The 14438-nt window shown below is 70.9% G+C and carries 15 protein-coding genes; 12 read left to right on the top strand and 3 right to left on the bottom strand.

What is annotated here, in order from left to right:
* Nucleotides 1-87: 87 nt before the first annotated feature.
* Nucleotides 88-912, top strand: coding sequence for a helix-turn-helix transcriptional regulator (locus HD557_RS22520; protein ID WP_196875533.1), 825 nt, complete (start codon nt 88-90; stop codon nt 910-912).
* Here HD557_RS22520 and HD557_RS22515 read toward each other — a convergent pair.
* Complete coding sequence (locus tag HD557_RS22515) at nt 909-1706, bottom strand: helix-turn-helix domain-containing protein (protein ID WP_196875532.1); 798 nt, start codon at nt 1704-1706, stop codon at nt 909-911. The genes HD557_RS22520 and HD557_RS22515 overlap by 4 nt on opposite strands.
* A 63-nt stretch (nt 1707-1769) precedes the next feature.
* On the opposite strand from HD557_RS22515, the gene HD557_RS22510 reads away from it, so the two are divergent.
* Nucleotides 1770-2225: a DUF3224 domain-containing protein gene (locus tag HD557_RS22510; protein WP_196875531.1), complete on the top strand. Its 456-nt coding sequence runs from the start codon at nt 1770-1772 to the stop codon at nt 2223-2225.
* Here the strand turns inward: HD557_RS22510 and HD557_RS22505 are convergent.
* Complete coding sequence (locus tag HD557_RS22505; RefSeq protein WP_196875530.1) at nt 2210-2935, bottom strand: winged helix-turn-helix transcriptional regulator; 726 nt, start codon at nt 2933-2935, stop codon at nt 2210-2212. The genes HD557_RS22510 and HD557_RS22505 overlap by 16 nt on opposite strands.
* A 142-nt stretch (nt 2936-3077) precedes the next feature.
* Here HD557_RS22505 and HD557_RS22500 point away from each other — a divergent pair, with 142 nt between their 5' ends.
* The 10 genes from HD557_RS22500 to HD557_RS22455 all read left to right on the top strand — a co-directional run bounded on the left by HD557_RS22500 (nt 3078) and on the right by HD557_RS22455 (nt 13056).
* Nucleotides 3078-3926 (top strand): class I SAM-dependent methyltransferase, encoded by an 849-nt coding sequence (locus HD557_RS22500; protein ID WP_196875529.1) that lies wholly within the window; start codon nt 3078-3080, stop codon nt 3924-3926.
* A 67-nt stretch (nt 3927-3993) separates the two neighbouring features.
* The gene (locus HD557_RS22495) at nt 3994-5100 is read left to right on the top strand and encodes a GuaB3 family IMP dehydrogenase-related protein (RefSeq protein WP_196875528.1); all 1107 of its coding nucleotides are present in this window, start codon (nt 3994-3996) and stop codon (nt 5098-5100) included.
* 280 nt (nt 5101-5380) lie between these two features.
* Nucleotides 5381-6136, top strand: a complete 756-nt coding sequence (locus HD557_RS22490; RefSeq protein WP_165113379.1) for an SDR family oxidoreductase — start codon at nt 5381-5383, stop codon at nt 6134-6136.
* Nucleotides 6136-6912, top strand: coding sequence for an SDR family oxidoreductase (locus tag HD557_RS22485; RefSeq protein WP_196875527.1), 777 nt, complete (start codon nt 6136-6138; stop codon nt 6910-6912). Before HD557_RS22490 ends, HD557_RS22485 begins: the two co-directional genes overlap by 1 nt.
* Nucleotides 6909-7892: an NADPH:quinone oxidoreductase family protein gene (locus tag HD557_RS22480; protein ID WP_196875526.1), complete on the top strand. Its 984-nt coding sequence runs from the start codon at nt 6909-6911 to the stop codon at nt 7890-7892. Before HD557_RS22485 ends, HD557_RS22480 begins: the two co-directional genes overlap by 4 nt.
* Nucleotides 7889-8524, top strand: coding sequence for an HAD family hydrolase (locus HD557_RS22475; protein ID WP_008362381.1), 636 nt, complete (start codon nt 7889-7891; stop codon nt 8522-8524). Before HD557_RS22480 ends, HD557_RS22475 begins: the two co-directional genes overlap by 4 nt.
* Nucleotides 8521-9555: a phosphotransferase family protein gene (locus HD557_RS22470; protein WP_196875525.1), complete on the top strand. Its 1035-nt coding sequence runs from the start codon at nt 8521-8523 to the stop codon at nt 9553-9555. Before HD557_RS22475 ends, HD557_RS22470 begins: the two co-directional genes overlap by 4 nt.
* Nucleotides 9555-10787, top strand: a complete 1233-nt coding sequence (locus HD557_RS22465) for an acyl-CoA dehydrogenase family protein (protein WP_008362375.1) — start codon at nt 9555-9557, stop codon at nt 10785-10787. The genes HD557_RS22470 and HD557_RS22465 overlap by 1 nt, the downstream gene beginning before the upstream one ends.
* A complete protein-coding gene (locus HD557_RS22460) occupies nt 10784-11971 on the top strand; it encodes an acyl-CoA dehydrogenase family protein (RefSeq protein WP_196875524.1) in 1188 nt (395 codons plus the stop codon). Before HD557_RS22465 ends, HD557_RS22460 begins: the two co-directional genes overlap by 4 nt.
* Entirely contained in the window at nt 11968-13056 is a 1089-nt protein-coding gene (locus HD557_RS22455) for an acyl-CoA dehydrogenase family protein (protein WP_196875523.1), read from the top strand. The genes HD557_RS22460 and HD557_RS22455 overlap by 4 nt, the downstream gene beginning before the upstream one ends.
* 135 nt (nt 13057-13191) lie before the next feature.
* Here the strand turns inward: HD557_RS22455 and HD557_RS22450 are convergent, their stop codons facing one another.
* Complete coding sequence (locus HD557_RS22450) at nt 13192-14406, bottom strand: PucR family transcriptional regulator (RefSeq protein WP_196875522.1); 1215 nt, start codon at nt 14404-14406, stop codon at nt 13192-13194.
* Between the last annotated feature and the right edge of the window lie 32 nt (nt 14407-14438).

Genomic DNA, 14438 nt, shown 5'->3' with positions numbered 1-14438 from the left:
AGCCAGACACCTGTCCTGACAGCCACCCGCGTGCCTGGCACTGACAGGGACAGGAAGAAATCGCCGCGCGGCCGCACTATAGGAACCATGACGACCGAGCTCGGAGAGTTCCTGCGCAGCCGCCGGGCGGCGATCAGCCCCGAGGAGGCCGGACTGGTGTCCTACGGCGCTCGACGGGTACCCGGCCTGCGGCGCGAGGAGCTGGCGATGCTGGCCGGCGTCTCGCCGACCTACTACACCCGGCTGGAGCGGGCCGACCACCACAACGCCTCCGATGCCGTGATCGACTCGCTCGCCCGGGCGCTGCGGCTGAGCGCCGAGGAGCACGACCACCTGCGTCGCCTGGCGCGCCCCGTCGAGACGGTCTCGGGCGGCCGCGACGTGGAGCCACGCCCGGCCGCGGTGGCGATGCTGATGGACTACCCGGGGCCGGCGCTCATCGTCGACCACGCCAACTACGTGCTCGCCTGGAACGATCTCGGTCACCGTCTCTTCGGTCACGGACTCGACTTCGACGCCCCCTACGCCCGCCGCCCCCACCGCCCGAACCTCATCCGCCGGTTCTTCCTCGAGCCGGACGGGCCGGAGCTCTTCGTCGACCCCGAGGGCACCGGGCTGCAGATGGTCGGCTTCCTGCGCTACTCCTCGGGCCTGCACCCCGACGACCACATCCTCAGCTGCCTGGTCGGCGAGCTCGTCCAGCGCAGCGACCTGTTCGCCGAGCTGTGGGCCGAGCATCCGGTGATGGACTGCGGCTACGGGATCAAGCGGCTGCGGCATCCGGTGGCGGGGCGGATGGACCTGGCGTACGAGGCGATGGTGCTGCCCGAGACCAGCCAGCGGATCGTGCTCTACCGGGCCGAGCCCGGCTCGCCCTCGGCAGCCGCGCTCGAGCAGCTCGCTCGCGGCTAGAGGTCCTTGGCGTACGTCGCCGGGGGAGCGCCGACGACGTCCCGGAAGGTCCGCACCAGGTGGGCCTGGTCGCTGAAGTCCAGCTCCGCGGCGACCGCGGCCCAGTCGACCTCGCCGGAGTGGGCGCGGGCGGCGACCTCGAGCACGCGGAACCGCTGCACGACCCACTTCGGGCCGATCCCGACGTACTCGCTGAACAGGCGCTGCAGCGACCGGAGGCTCAGGCCAGCGTGGTCGGCGAGCTGCTCGGCCCGGGTGATCGAGCGGTCGTCCTCGGCGAGAGCCACCCAGCGGCGTACGTCCTCGGCGACGGGGTCGGTGGGAAGGCCGACCTCCAGCAGGTAGGACTCCATCGCGGCGGCCATCTCCTTCGGATCGGCCGACGACAGGATCCGGTCCGCGGCCGGCCGGTCGTCGACGCCGAGAAGCTCCTCAGCCGGGACGACCTGGTCGGCGATCGAGCTCACCCGGCTGCCGAGCACGGGGCGGAACAGGCCGGGCAGGAACGAGACGCCGAGGGTGTGGCCGCGGCCGGTGAGGTGCCGGACGAACGGGCGCCGGCCGATGCCGTGGACCAGCAGCCGGCCCTCCTCGGCGGCGATGTGGATCCGCGGCTGGGGGATGACCTGCTGGTCGTGCGGGTGCTCGAGGTCCCAGCCGACGTACCAGTGGTAGTCCACGTGCCCGGCGATCTCCGCGGACGGCGCGAACCGCTCGGTCGTGATCGTCCGCGCCGCCGTCACCGGCCGCACGATCGCGTCGGGATAGCCCTTGCCCTCCACCTGGCCAGCCATGCTGCCAACGATATGGCGCGTTCCTTCAATCCTGCGCCCCGGTTCCCGCAGCAGGCTGGAGCCATGAACACCTACGGAAACAAGGCAAGCACCACGATGACCGTCGCGCGCTGGATCGAGGCGGCCTACGTCGACATCGACGGCGAGGGCACCCGGATGGGCGACGACGTCTACATCCCCGCTCGCGGCCTGACCACCGCCGAGACCGACTACACCTACGCCGGGGAGATCGAGGGCAAGGGGGTCGCGCGGATGATCGGCGCCTACGGCAACCCCGCCGGGGGCGCGGTCTTCGAGGCGTACGAGCAGTTCACCGGCTCCATCGCCGGCCAGGAGGGTTCCTGCGTGTGGCGGATCAGCGGGACGTACGCCGAGAAGACCGTCCGCTCCCACCTCACCGTCGTCCCGGGCCTCGGCACCGGCGGCCTCGAAGGTCTCGTCGGCGAGGCCGACATGGTCCTCTCCGAGGAGGGCGGCGGCGAGTCGTACGGCTTCGTGCTCTCCTACGACTGGAGCTGACGGCGGGGGCGGGGGACGTGGGCGGCGGAGGACTGGCCGAGCCAGGAGGGGAGGGCGCGGCGTACGTCCTCGGCGGCGGCGATGCTGACCATCTCCGCGCGGAGCGCCATCGGCCAGGCGAGGTCGCCACGCCAGATCTCGGTGAGCGTACGCAGGCTGCAGGTGAGCCGGGCGTCGACCTCGAACCCGGGGTCGAAGTCGCAGACCTCGGCCTGGTCGGCGGCGACCACGAGCCACCAGCGAGCGGCCTTCGGCTCGACGTCGGTGAGGCGGAACTCGACCACGGTGCGCTGCCGCGGCCACACGTCGATCGGGATGGTGCGGCGCATGTCCCAGAAGAGCAGGTGGGGGTCGAGGTCGGCCTGGCCGAGCGAGCCGATCCAGCGCGCTCCCCACTCGTTGAGCGCGGTCACGACCGTGGCGAGCTCCTGGCCGCTGTCGGTGAGGTGGTAGGACGTACGCTGCCCCTCGCCGCGCCGCTCGATGATGCCCGCGCGCTCCAGGGTGCGGAGCCGTTTGGAGAGCAGCGCCGGCGACATCTTCGGCACGCCCCGGCGGAGCTCGTTGAAGTGGGTGCTGCCGAGCAGCAGCTCGCGGACGACGAGCAGCGTCCACCGCTCGTCGAGCACCTCCATGGCCTTCGCCACCGGACAGAACTGGCCGTATCCCGCCACCGGACCGCCTCTCTCGCAGCCCGAGATCCCTGCCATCAGTAGACCGCTGACGTGGACGGGTGGCAAGTACAGATCCAGAACCGTCAGGGGTTCAGATCCGGCACTATCCGCCCGCGACGGCGCCGGGTGACGCTGGAGCCTCCAGATCACATCTCGGGTCGACGTCGTGGAGGACGACATGACCGCAACACCAGTTTCACCCGACCTGAAGGCCAAGCACCGGGCGATGTGGGGGCTCGGGAACTACGCCCGGGTCGCCGACGAGCTCATCCCCGAGCTCGGCCAGGTGCTCGTCGAGGCCAGCGAGATCGGACCCGGCGACCGCGTGCTCGACATCGCTGCCGGCACCGGGAACGCCGCCGTCCCGGCCGCTCTCGCCGGCGCGGACGTGACCGCGAGCGACCTGTCGCCGGAGCTGCTCGAGATCGGGCAGGCGCATGCAGCGCAGATCGCCTCGGGCTCCGCTTCGGCAGAGGAGGCGGGGGGCGGCTCGATCACCTGGCGCGTCGCCGACGCCGAGGCCCTGCCGTTCGACGACGCCGCGTACGACGTCGTCATCTCCTGTGTCGGCATCATGTTCGCGCCGTTCCACGAGAAGGCCGCCGCCGAGCTGGTCCGCGTGGTGCGGCCGGGCGGCCGGATCGGCCTGATCAGCTGGACGCCCGAGGGCTTCATCGGCCAGATGTTCGCGACGATGAAGCCGTTCATGGCGCCGCCGCCCGAAGGTGCGCAGCCGCCTCCTCGGTGGGGCGACGAGGCCCACGTCCGCGGCCTGCTCGGTGACGCGGTGAGCGACGTCCGGGCCGAGAAGCGGACGGTCGCCATCGACTCGTTCGACACCGGCGCGGAGTTCCGCGACTTCTTCAAGGCCTGCTATGGGCCGACGATCGTCGCCTACCGGGGGATCGCCGAGGACGAGGCCCGGACCGCCGAGCTCGACGCCGAGCTCGCCGAGCTGGGGGACCGCTACCTCGCCGGCGGGACGATGAACTGGGAGTACCTGCTCCTGACCGCCGTACGCAGCTAGCGCCTCGACGGTCCAGGTCGGTGCGTGCTTTCCGATCTCGATCCGGTCACGTGGAACAATCCGTCCTGTGACTGAGATCGAGATCGGCCGGGCCAAGCGAGCACGACGGGCGTACGCCTTCGACGACGTGGCGATCGTGCCGTCCCGCCGCACCCGCGACACCACCGAGGTCAGCACCGACTGGCAGATCGACGCCTACCGCTTCGACATCCCCGTCCTCGCCGCGCCGATGGACTCGGTGATGTCGCCGTCGACCGCGATCGCGATGGGCAAGCTCGGCGGTCTCGGCGTGCTCAACCTCGAGGGCGTGTGGACCCGCTACGACGACCCGCAGCCGCTGCTCGACGAGCTGGCCGAGCTGAGCGGTGTCGACGCGACCCGGCGCCTGCAGGAGATCTACGAGGCTCCCATCAAGGCCGAGCTGATCACCGAGCGGCTGCGCGAGGTGCGCGCCTCGGGCGTCACCGTCGCCGGGGCCCTGTCCCCGCAGCGGACCAAGGAGTACGCCAAGGCAGTCGTCGACGCCGGCGTCGACCTCTTCGTCATCCGCGGCACCACCGTCTCGGCCGAGCACGTCTCCTCGCAGGCCGAGCCGCTCAACCTCAAGGAGTTCATCTACGAGCTCGACGTGCCGGTCATCGTCGGTGGCTGCGCGACCTACCAGGCAGCGCTGCACCTGATGCGCACCGGCGCGGCCGGTGTCCTCGTCGGCTTCGGTGGCGGTGCGGCCCACACGACGCGGACCGTGCTGGGTGTCGCGGTGCCGATGGCCTCGGCCGTCGCCGACGTGGCTGCCGCGCGTCGTGACTACCTCGACGAGTCGGGCGGCCGCTACGTACACGTCATCGCCGACGGCGCCGTCGGCCGCTCCGGCGACATCGCCAAGGCGATCGCCTGCGGCGCCGACGCCGTCATGGTGGGTTCGCCTTTCGCACGTGCCACCGACGCTCCCGGCAAGGGCTTCCACTGGGGCAACGAGGCCCACCACGCCGACCTGCCCCGCGGCGAGCGCGTCGCCTTCCAGCCCGTCGGCACCTTCGAGGAGGTCCTCTACGGCCCCTCCCACGTCGCCGACGGCACCATGAACCTCGTCGGCGCCCTCAAGCGCGCCATGGCCACCACCGGCTACACCGACCTCAAGGAGTTCCAGCGCATCGAGGTCGTCGTCGGCTGACGATCACCTCGGGCCGAGTCGGTCGTTCTGGCGGGCCGAGTCTGCAGTTGTGGGCGACGAAACGACAGTTTCGTCGCCCACAACTGCGTTTTCGGCGTTGCTTCTGCTCGGCCGACGCGCGTGATGCTTCGGCCGACCGGGGCGACGCCTCGGCCGACGCGGCCGACTTCTCGGCATTGCTTGGACATCGACCTTCCATGTTCTTGGGCGACCCCGTAGAGTGACCGCTGTCACCACCTAAGCAAGCGCTTAGATTAGCCGAGCATACGAGGGATTGAGCATGTCGAGGTTCGAGGGACGTACGGCGATCATCACCGGGGCCAGCCGGGGCATCGGGCTGGGCATCGCCCAGCGGCTGGTGGAGGAGGGCGCGAAGGTCGTCATCACGGCGCGCAAGCCCGAGGCGCTGGCGGAGGCCGTCGAGGGGCTCGGCGGCAAGGAGGTCGCCCTCGGCATCGCCGGCAAGGCCGACGACCCGGCCCACCAGGAGGAGGTCGTCAAGGCGGCGATCGACACGTTCGGCAGCGCGGACCTGCTGGTCAACAACGCGGGTATCAACCCGAAGGCCGGCGGCCTGATCGACATGGACCGCGAGTCGGCCCGCAAGACGGTCGAGGTCAACTGCCTCTCGCCGATCGGCTGGACCCAGCAGGTCTGGCGGCAGTGGATGTCCGAGCACGGCGGCGCGGTCGTCAACATCTCCTCGGTGGCCGGCCTGGCCCCGACGCCCCTGATCGCGACGTACGGCGCGAGCAAGGCGATGCTCAGCTACATCACCCAGGAGCTCTCGGTCGAGCTCGGCCCGAAGGTACGCGTCAACGCGATCCTCCCGGCGGTCGTGAAGACCAAGTTCGCCGAGCTCCTCTACGAGGGCCGCGAGGCCGAGGTCTCGGCGGCCTACCCGCTCAAGCGCCTCGGCGTACCCGAGGACATCGCCGGCGTCGCCTCCTTCCTCCTCTCCGAGGACGCCGGCTGGATGACCGGCCAGCTCGTCACCGTCGACGGCGGCCTCACCCTCGCCGGCGGTCGCGTCTGATGCCGATCGCTCCCGACAGCACCGCCGTCGTCACCGGCGCCGCGGGCGGCATCGGCCGAGCGCTGGCCGCCCGGCTTGTCGCCGAGGGCGTCCGCGTGGTGATCAACGACATCGACGACGTACGCCTCACCGAGACCGCGAAGGAGATCGGCGCCCATCCGGTGGCCGGCGACGCGGCCTCCGTCGAGGGCGTCGCCCGCCTGGTCGAGGCGGCGAAGGACCACCTCGGCCAGATCGACACGTGGTACGGAAATGCCGGCATCGACCGCGGCATCGGCCTGGACTGTCCCGAGGAGGACTGGCAGGCGTCCCACGAGGTCAACGTGATGGCCCACGTCCGGGCGGCCCGGCTCCTCGTCCCCGACTGGGTCGAGCGCAAGGCCGGCCGCTACGTGGTGACCGCGAGCGCAGCCGGGCTGCTGATGATGATCGGCGCGCCGACCTACACCGTGACCAAGCACGGCGCCGTCGCCTTCGCGGAGTGGCTCTCGGCGACGTACCGCCACCACGGGATCGTCGTCCAGGCGATCTGCCCGCAGGGTGTGCAGACCGGGATGCTCGAGCGGTCCGGCGTGATGAAGGACCTGCTCAGCCGAGACGTGGCACTCACCCCCGAGCAGGTCGCCGACGCCGCTTGGGAGGCGACGACCGACGACCGCTTCCTGGTGCTCCCGCACCCGGAGGTGGGCGACTACTACGCCGCGCGGGCGACGCAGACCGACAAGTGGCTCGGCGGGATGAACCGACTCTGGCAGCACGTGGAGGGACAGGTATGAAGGCGTGGCGGATCAACGAGCTCGGTGAGCCGAAGGACGTGATGAGGCTCGAGGAGGTGCCTGACCCGTCCCCCGGGGCCGGACAGCTCGTCGTGAAGGTGCTGGCCAGCCCGGCCAACTTCCCCGACGTCCTGATGGCGCGGGGTCTCTACCAGGTCAAGCCCGAGCTGCCGTTCACCGCCGGCGTCGAGCTGTGCGGCGAGGTGGTCGCGCTCGGCGACGGCGTCGACGGCCTCCAGGTCGGTGACCGCGTGATCGGTGGCGGCTCGCTGCCCTACGGCGGCTTCGGAGAGCTCGCGCTGATGGACGCGGCGACGACGTTCCCTGCTCCCGAGGCGCTCACCGACGCCGAGGCGTCGAGCCTCTACATCGGTTATCAGACCGGCTGGTTCGCGCTGCACCGTCGCGCCCACCTCCAGCCCGGCGAGACGCTGCTCGTGCACGCCGCCGCGGGCGGGGTCGGCAGCGCCGCGATCCAGCTCGGCAAGGCCGCCGGAGCCACGGTGATCGGCGTGGTCGGCGGCCCGGAGAAGGCCGAGGTCGCCAGGAAGCTCGGCGCGGACGTCGTCATCGACCGCCACACCGAGGACTTCGTGAAGGTGGTCAAGGAGGTCACCGGCGGCAAGGGCGCCGACGTCATCTACGACCCGGTCGGCGGCGACACCTACGACCGCTCCACCAAGTGCATCGCCTTCGAGGGCCGGATCCTGATCATCGGCTTCGCCGGTGGCCGCATCCAGGAGGCCGCGCTCAACCACTCGCTGATCAAGAACTACTCGATCGTCGGGCTCCACTGGGGTCTCTACAACATGCTCGCCCCCGAGCTCGTCAAGGAGTGCCACGCCGAGCTCACCCGGATGGCGGCCGAGGGCTCGATCAAGCCGCTGGTCAGCGAGGAGCTGCCGCTGGACGAGGTGGCCGACGGCGTACAGCGTCTTGCAGACGGCACCACCGTCGGACGGGTCGTGTACGTCGCATGAAGGCTGTCATCTTCGACTACGGCGGGGTGCTGACCACGCCGATCGGCGACTCGATCCGGGCCTGGCTGAAGGCCGACGGCATCAAGCCGGAGAGCTTCACGACGGTGCTCAAGGAGTGGCTGGGTCGCTACGCCGACGCCGGTACCCCGATCCACCGTCTCGAGCTCGGCGAGCTCTCGGTCAAGGAGTTCGACACACTCCTGGCCGCCCGCCTGGAGACGTACGACGGCAGCCCCGTCGATCCCGAAGGCGTCCTGTCCCGGCTCTTCGCCGGGATGCGGCCCAACCCGGAGATGTTCGCGCTGGCCGAGGAGCTCCGCGACGCCGGCATCCGGCTCGCCCTGCTCTCCAACAGCTGGGGCAACTTCTACCCGCGAAAGCAGGTCGACGCGCTGTTCGAGGTCGTGGTGATCTCCGAGGAGGTCGCGATGCGCAAGCCGGAGCCGCCGATCTTCGAACGCACCCTGAGCAGGCTCGGGCTCCGGGCCGAGGAGTGCCTCTTCATCGACGACGCCGAGCCCAACGTGCTCGGCGCCCGGGCGGTCGGTCTCGACGCACTGCTCCATACAGACGCGACGAGCACCCGCGCAGCGCTCGCCCGCATGATTCCCGCACTCGGAGGTGCCGCGTGACGACCGAATCTCTGCCCGGCCTCGATCTGGACCGGCTCGGCCCGTGGTTCGCCCAGAACGTCGACGGCGCCGGCGCCGAGCTGAGCGCCGCCCACATCTCCGGGGGCAAGTCCAACCTGACGTACGCCGTCTCCGACGGCACCCACGAGTGGATCGTCCGGCGCCCGCCGCTGGGGCACGTGCTCGCCACCGCCCACGACATGAAGCGCGAGCACACGGTGATCACCGCGCTGCGTGAAACCGACGTACCGGTGCCGCACACCTTCGCCTTCTGCGACGACGAGGACGTGCTCGGCGCGCCGTTCTACGTGATGGAGAAGGTCGACGGCCGGCCCTACCGCTACGCCCGCGAGCTCGAGCCGCTCGGCGCCGAGCGGACCCGGGCGATCTCGGAGCAGCTCATCGACGTGATGGCCGCGCTGCACGCGGTCGACCCGGCGAAGGTCGGGCTGAGCGAGTTCGGCCGCCCGGACGGGTTCCTGTCGCGGCAGGTCAGGCGCTGGAAGAAGCAGCTCGAGGCGTCCTACTCCCGTGACCTGCCCGCCGCCGACGAGCTCCACGCGCTGTTGGAGGCTCGGGTGGGCGCCGCCGAGGCGGCCTCGACCGGGCCGGGGATCGTGCACGGCGACTACCGCCTCGACAACGTCCTCACCGACGAGGCCGACCGGATCAGGGCCGTCGTCGACTGGGAGATGGCCACGCTCGGCGACCCGGTCACCGACCTGGCGATCCTGCTCACCTACCAGCGGATGGCCTCGGTCTCCGGCGACGGCACCGTGACCGACGTCAGCAACGCACCCGGCTGGCTCTCCGAGGACGAGATCATCGCCCGCTACGACGCCGCCAGCCCGCGCGACCTGAGCGAGTTCGGCTTCTACCTCGGTCTGGCCGCGTACAAGCTCGCCGCGATCCTCGAGGGGATCCACTACCGCTACCTCAAGGGCCAGACCGTCGGGCCCGGTTTCGACAAGATCGGGGACGGGATCCACCCGCTCCTGGACATGGGCATCAACGCGATGAAGGAGAGCTGATGGACTTCAAACCCGACGCCAGGACCGAGGAGCTCGTCGCCTCGGTGTGGGACTTTCAGAAGACGTACGTCGAGCCCAACGAGGCCGTCTTCGACGAGCAGCTCGCGGCACTGCCGGACAGGTGGGCCTGGGACAGCGTCCCGGTCCTCGGCGAGATCCGGGCCGAGGCCCGCAAGCGTGGCCTGTGGAACCTCTTCCTGCCCGGTGAGGGCGGGGCGGGGCTGACCAACCTGCAGTACGCCCCGCTGGCCGAGATCACCGGCCGCAGCCACCTCGCGCCGGCCGCCTTCAACTGCGCCGCCCCCGACACCGGCAACATGGAGGTGCTGCACGACTTCGGCGACGAGGCGCAGAAGAAGGAGTGGCTCGAGCCGCTGCTGGACGGGCAGATCCGCAGCGCGTTCGCGATGACCGAGCCGGCCGTCGCCTCCTCGGACGCGACCAACATCGAGACCTCGATCGCCCTCGACGGCGACGAGTACGTCCTCAACGGCCGCAAGTGGTGGATCACCGGCGCGATGAACCCGAACGCCAAGATCTTCATCGTGATGGGCAAGACCGACCCGTCGGCCGAGCGCCACAAGCAGCAGTCGATGATCCTGGTGCCGCGTGACACCCCGGGCCTCACCATCAAGCGCGGTATGGAGGTCTTCGGCTACGACGACCACGACCACGGTGGTCACGCGGAGCTGATCTTCGAGGACGTACGCGTCCCCGCGGCCAACCTCATCGGCACCGAGGGCATGGGGTTCGCCATCGCGCAGGCGCGCCTGGGCCCGGGCCGGATCCACCACTGCATGCGCTCCATCGGCCTCGCTGAGCGGGCGATCGAGCTGATGTGCGCTCGGGTCGAGGACCGCGTCGCCTTCGGCAAGCCCCTCTCCGAGCAGGGCGTGATCCGGGACTGGATCGCCGAGTCGCGGGTGCGGATCGAGCAGCTGCGGCTCCTCGTCCTCAAGACCGCCTGGCTGATGGACACGGTCGGCAACAAGGGCGCCCACACCGAGATCCAGGCGATCAAGATCGCCACCCCGGCGACCGTCCAGTGGATCCTCGACAAGGCGATCCAGGCGCACGGCGCCGGCGGCCTCTCGCAGGACTTCCCGCTGGCCAAGGCGTACGCCGGTATCCGCACGCTCCGCTTCGCCGACGGCCCCGACGAGGTGCACAAGAACGCCCTCGCCAAGGCGGAGCTGCGCCGGCAGGCCGCACGACGGGAGGGTCGACAGTGACTCCTGAGGAGATCACGGGGCGGGTCGAGGAGTTCCTGGCAGCGCACCCGGTCGCGACGACCGAGCCGAGCGCCTTTCTGCACGCCCGCTACCGGGCCGGGCTGGCCTGGGTCGCGTTCCCCGAGGGCGAGGGTGGTCTCGGGGTCTCCCGGGCCCTGCAGCCGCTGGTGAACGACCTCTTCGAGGCCGCCGGTGCTCCCGACAACAACCCACGGCGCAACGGGATCGGGCTCGGCATGGCCGCGCCGACGATCCTGGCCTACGGCACCCCTGAGCAGAAGGCTCGGTTCCTGGAGCCGCTGTGGTGCGGCGACGAGATCTGGTGTCAGCTCTTCTCCGAGCCCGGCGCCGGCTCCGACCTGGCCGGGCTGGCGACCCGGGCGGTCCTCGACGGCGACGAGTGGGTCGTCAACGGGCAGAAGGTGTGGACCTCGGGTGCCCACAACGCGGACTTCGCGATCCTGGTCGCTCGCACGGACCCGGACGTCCCCAAGCACCGCGGTCTGACCTACTTCTTGTGCGACATGCACGATCCCGGCGTCGAGGTGCGCCCGCTGCGCCAGATCACCGGCGAGGCGGAGTTCAACGAGGTCTTCCTCACCGACGTCCGGATCCCCGACGCGCACCGGCTCGGTGCGGTCGGGCAGGGCTGGGAGGTCGCCAACGCCACCCTCAACAACGAGCGTGTCGCCATCGGTGGCGCCGCCATGCCTCGCGAGGGCGGGATGCTCGGCGTGGTCGCCGAGTCGTGGCGTACGCATCCGGAGAACCACGCCCCCGAGCTGCGCGACCGGCTGCTCGAGCTGTGGGTCGAGTCGGAGGTGGCCCGGCTGACCGGGGCGCGGCTGCGGCAGAAGCTGGCCGTCGGCCAGCCCGGCCCGGAGGGGTCGGCGATGAAGCTGACGTTCGCCAAGATCAACCAGCAGCTCACCGGGCTCGACCTGGAGCTCCGTGGTGAGGAGGGTCTTCGCTACGAGGACGGGGAGGGCTGGACGATGGTCCGGCCCGAGCACGTCGACTTCGCCGGTCGCGACGCGGTCTACCGCTACCTGCGCGCCAAGGGCAACTCCATCGAGGGCGGCACCTCGGAGATCCTGCGCAACATCGTGGCCGAGCGCGTCCTCGGCCTCCCCGGGGAGCACCGGGTCGACAAGGACGTGGCCTGGAAGGAGATCCCCCGATGAGCGGACCCGAAGTCGAACTGCTCGACAACGAGCTCGACGCCGACCTGCGGGCCACGGTCCGGTCGTTCCTGGCCGAGCGCTGCGACCCGGCCGACGTCGTCAAGGCGTACGACGGCGACAGCTCGCTCACCCCGGTCCTGTGGAAGGGGATCGCCGGCGAGCTCGGGCTCGCAGGGCTGCTGATCCCGGAGTCCTACGGTGGCGCGGGCGCGTCCGCCCGCGAGGCCGCCGTGGTCCTGGAGGAGCTGGGGCGCTCGGTCGCCCCCGTGCCCTTCCTGACCAGCGCGGTCGTCGCGACCTCGGTCCTGCTCGCCGGACCCACCGAGAAGGGCGTGGAGCTGCTGGGCGGCCTGGCGGCGGGAGAGCGCACCGCGGCGCTGGTCGTGCCGCTGACCGCCACGACCGTCCAGCCGCTGGAGGCAGGCGAGGCCGAGGTGCGATCGGTCGCCGGTGCCCTCGAGGCCGACACCCTCCTGGTGCCGGTCGCGACCTCTGCCGGCATCGAGGTCCGGGCCGCCCCCGCGGACCGGGCGACGATCGCCCCCGTGAGCTCGCTGGACATGACCCGCCAGCTCGCCGACGTACGTCTCGACCCGGCCGCCGGCGAGGTGGTCGTGGCCGCCGAGCACGGTGCCGACGGCGTACGTTCCGGTCTGCTGGCCGGGGCCGCACTGATGGCCTCCGAGCAGGTCGGGGTGGCCCAGTGGTGCCTGACCACGACGGTGGACTACCTCAAGGTGCGCCGCCAGTTCGGTCGGATCGTCGGTGGCTACCAAGCGCTCAAGCACCGGCTCGCCGACCTCTACACCAGCGTCGAGGGCGCCGGCGCCGCAGCGCGCTACGCCGCCGGAGCGCTGGCTCTCGGCGACGCCGAGGAGGCGGAGATCGCGACCCATGTCGCCGCCGCGTACTGCGGTGACCTCGCCGTCACCGCGGCCGAGGAGGCGGTGCAGCTGCACGGCGGCATCGGCATGACCTGGGAGCACCCCGCCCACCTCTACCTCAAGCGGGCCAAGGCCGACCAGATCGCGTACGGCCTTCCCGGCCTCCATCGCGACCGTCTGGGGTCGCTGGTCGACATCTAGACCGCTGGTCGAGCCGCCGGAGCCGCTAGGCGGAGGCGTGTCGAGACCAACACAGTCCTATCGAGCGCCGAAGGGACCGTGTTGGTCTCGACACGTCGTCGTTCGTTCCTCACGACGACGGCTCGACCAGCGCGGCTACTTCTCCAGAGCCATCAGGGCGAGCGCCAGGAGCAGGCGGTCGCCGGGGTCGGAGATGCTCTTGCCGGTGAGGTCCTGGATCTGCTTGATGCGGTAGATGACCGTGTTGCGGTGGCAGATCAGGTCCTCGGCGGCGTGGGTGGGGGAGCCGCCGTGGGCGATGAGGGCGCGCAGCGTCGCCAGGAGCACGTCGGACTGGTGTGTCGGCTGCGCCAGGATCGGGCCGAGGGTGCGGCGTACGAGCAGCGAGGAGACCGCCGGGGAGGCGGTCAGGAGCACCTGCGGAAGACGGTCGTCGACGACCGCGATGTCCGTACGTCCCCGGGGCACCGTCTCCACCGTGTGCGTGGCCAGCTGGAAGGCGGTGCCGAAGCCGCTGAGATCGTCGGCCGTGGCGATCCCGACCCGGCCCGAGTTGCAGCAGGCGAGCTGCTCGACCAGGTTCTCGACGGCCTCCGCGATCGGGCGCGACCCGAGCGGGACCAGCCCGAAGTGGTGGTCGCCGCGGACGTGCCAGAACGACATCAGCTCGGCCTTCTCCAGCCGGTCGTCGGGGTTGCGCAGCGGTGAGTCGCGGTTGCCGTCGAAGGCGGCGACCACGCAGGCCATCTGCTCGTCGGCGGCGATCCCGAGGATGTCCTGCACCTCGGCGGCGAACGCGGGGTCACCGCCACGGCCCTCGGCCAGCCCGTCCAGCAGCCTGGCCTGGAGCTGCAGGTCGCGACGCTGCAGCAGCGCCGCCTCCTTCCGGTAGGCCCCCGACATGACCGAGTTCTGCACGTCCAGGTCGGTCCACACCTGCCGCCCGGCGAGCACCATCACCCTGTCGTCGATGCCCAGCGCCGCCTGCTGGCGGACCATCGCCTCCCAGAGCATCCGGGTGCCGACGGTGTAGGCGTTGAGGCAGTACTCCAGCGGCACGCCCTGCCGCGCCCGCCGCCTGCCGGTCTCGCGCCACAGGTCGACGGGATTGGCTCCCGGGGTCATCCCGGCCATGGCCCGGATGCCCCGGCGTACGTGCTCCCGGGTGCTCGAGCGCAGGTCGGCTCGCACCGACGGCTCCGCGTTCTGGTGCCACTCCGGCTGGATCGCGATCAGCGTCAACGTGATGTCGTCGGCGATCGCGTCGGCCTGGCTCACCAAGGACGCCCAGGCACGCTCGACCAGCGGTCGGAGCTCCGAGTCGGGAGATGTGTCGCGCATCACACCCATGTGCGGAGCGTCCCATGCCCACTGCCGTATCC

Origin of the sequence: Nocardioides luteus, assembly GCF_015752315.1 — a bacterium.
Taxonomy (GTDB): domain Bacteria; phylum Actinomycetota; class Actinomycetes; order Propionibacteriales; family Nocardioidaceae; genus Nocardioides.
Note: the sequence above shows the minus strand (reverse complement) of the source record. Positions and strands in the feature narration are given on the sequence as shown.

Excerpts from the sequence above, each read along its gene's own strand:
- HD557_RS22520 (WP_196875533.1), top strand. The coding sequence starts at position 88 with ATGACGACCGAGCTCGGAGAGTTCCTGCGCAGCCGCCGGGCGGCGATC.
- HD557_RS22515 (WP_196875532.1), bottom strand. The coding sequence starts at position 1,706 with ATGGCTGGCCAGGTGGAGGGCAAGGGCTATCCCGACGCGATCGTGCGG.
- HD557_RS22510 (WP_196875531.1), top strand. The coding sequence starts at position 1,770 with ATGAACACCTACGGAAACAAGGCAAGCACCACGATGACCGTCGCGCGC.
- HD557_RS22505 (WP_196875530.1), bottom strand. The coding sequence starts at position 2,935 with ATGGCAGGGATCTCGGGCTGCGAGAGAGGCGGTCCGGTGGCGGGATAC.
- HD557_RS22500 (WP_196875529.1), top strand. The coding sequence starts at position 3,078 with ATGACCGCAACACCAGTTTCACCCGACCTGAAGGCCAAGCACCGGGCG.
- HD557_RS22490 (WP_165113379.1), top strand. The coding sequence starts at position 5,381 with ATGTCGAGGTTCGAGGGACGTACGGCGATCATCACCGGGGCCAGCCGG.
- HD557_RS22485 (WP_196875527.1), top strand. The coding sequence starts at position 6,136 with ATGCCGATCGCTCCCGACAGCACCGCCGTCGTCACCGGCGCCGCGGGC.
- HD557_RS22480 (WP_196875526.1), top strand. The coding sequence starts at position 6,909 with ATGAAGGCGTGGCGGATCAACGAGCTCGGTGAGCCGAAGGACGTGATG.
- HD557_RS22475 (WP_008362381.1), top strand. The coding sequence starts at position 7,889 with ATGAAGGCTGTCATCTTCGACTACGGCGGGGTGCTGACCACGCCGATC.
- HD557_RS22465 (WP_008362375.1), top strand. The coding sequence starts at position 9,555 with ATGGACTTCAAACCCGACGCCAGGACCGAGGAGCTCGTCGCCTCGGTG.
- HD557_RS22455 (WP_196875523.1), top strand. The coding sequence starts at position 11,968 with ATGAGCGGACCCGAAGTCGAACTGCTCGACAACGAGCTCGACGCCGAC.
- HD557_RS22450 (WP_196875522.1), bottom strand. The coding sequence starts at position 14,406 with ATGGGTGTGATGCGCGACACATCTCCCGACTCGGAGCTCCGACCGCTG.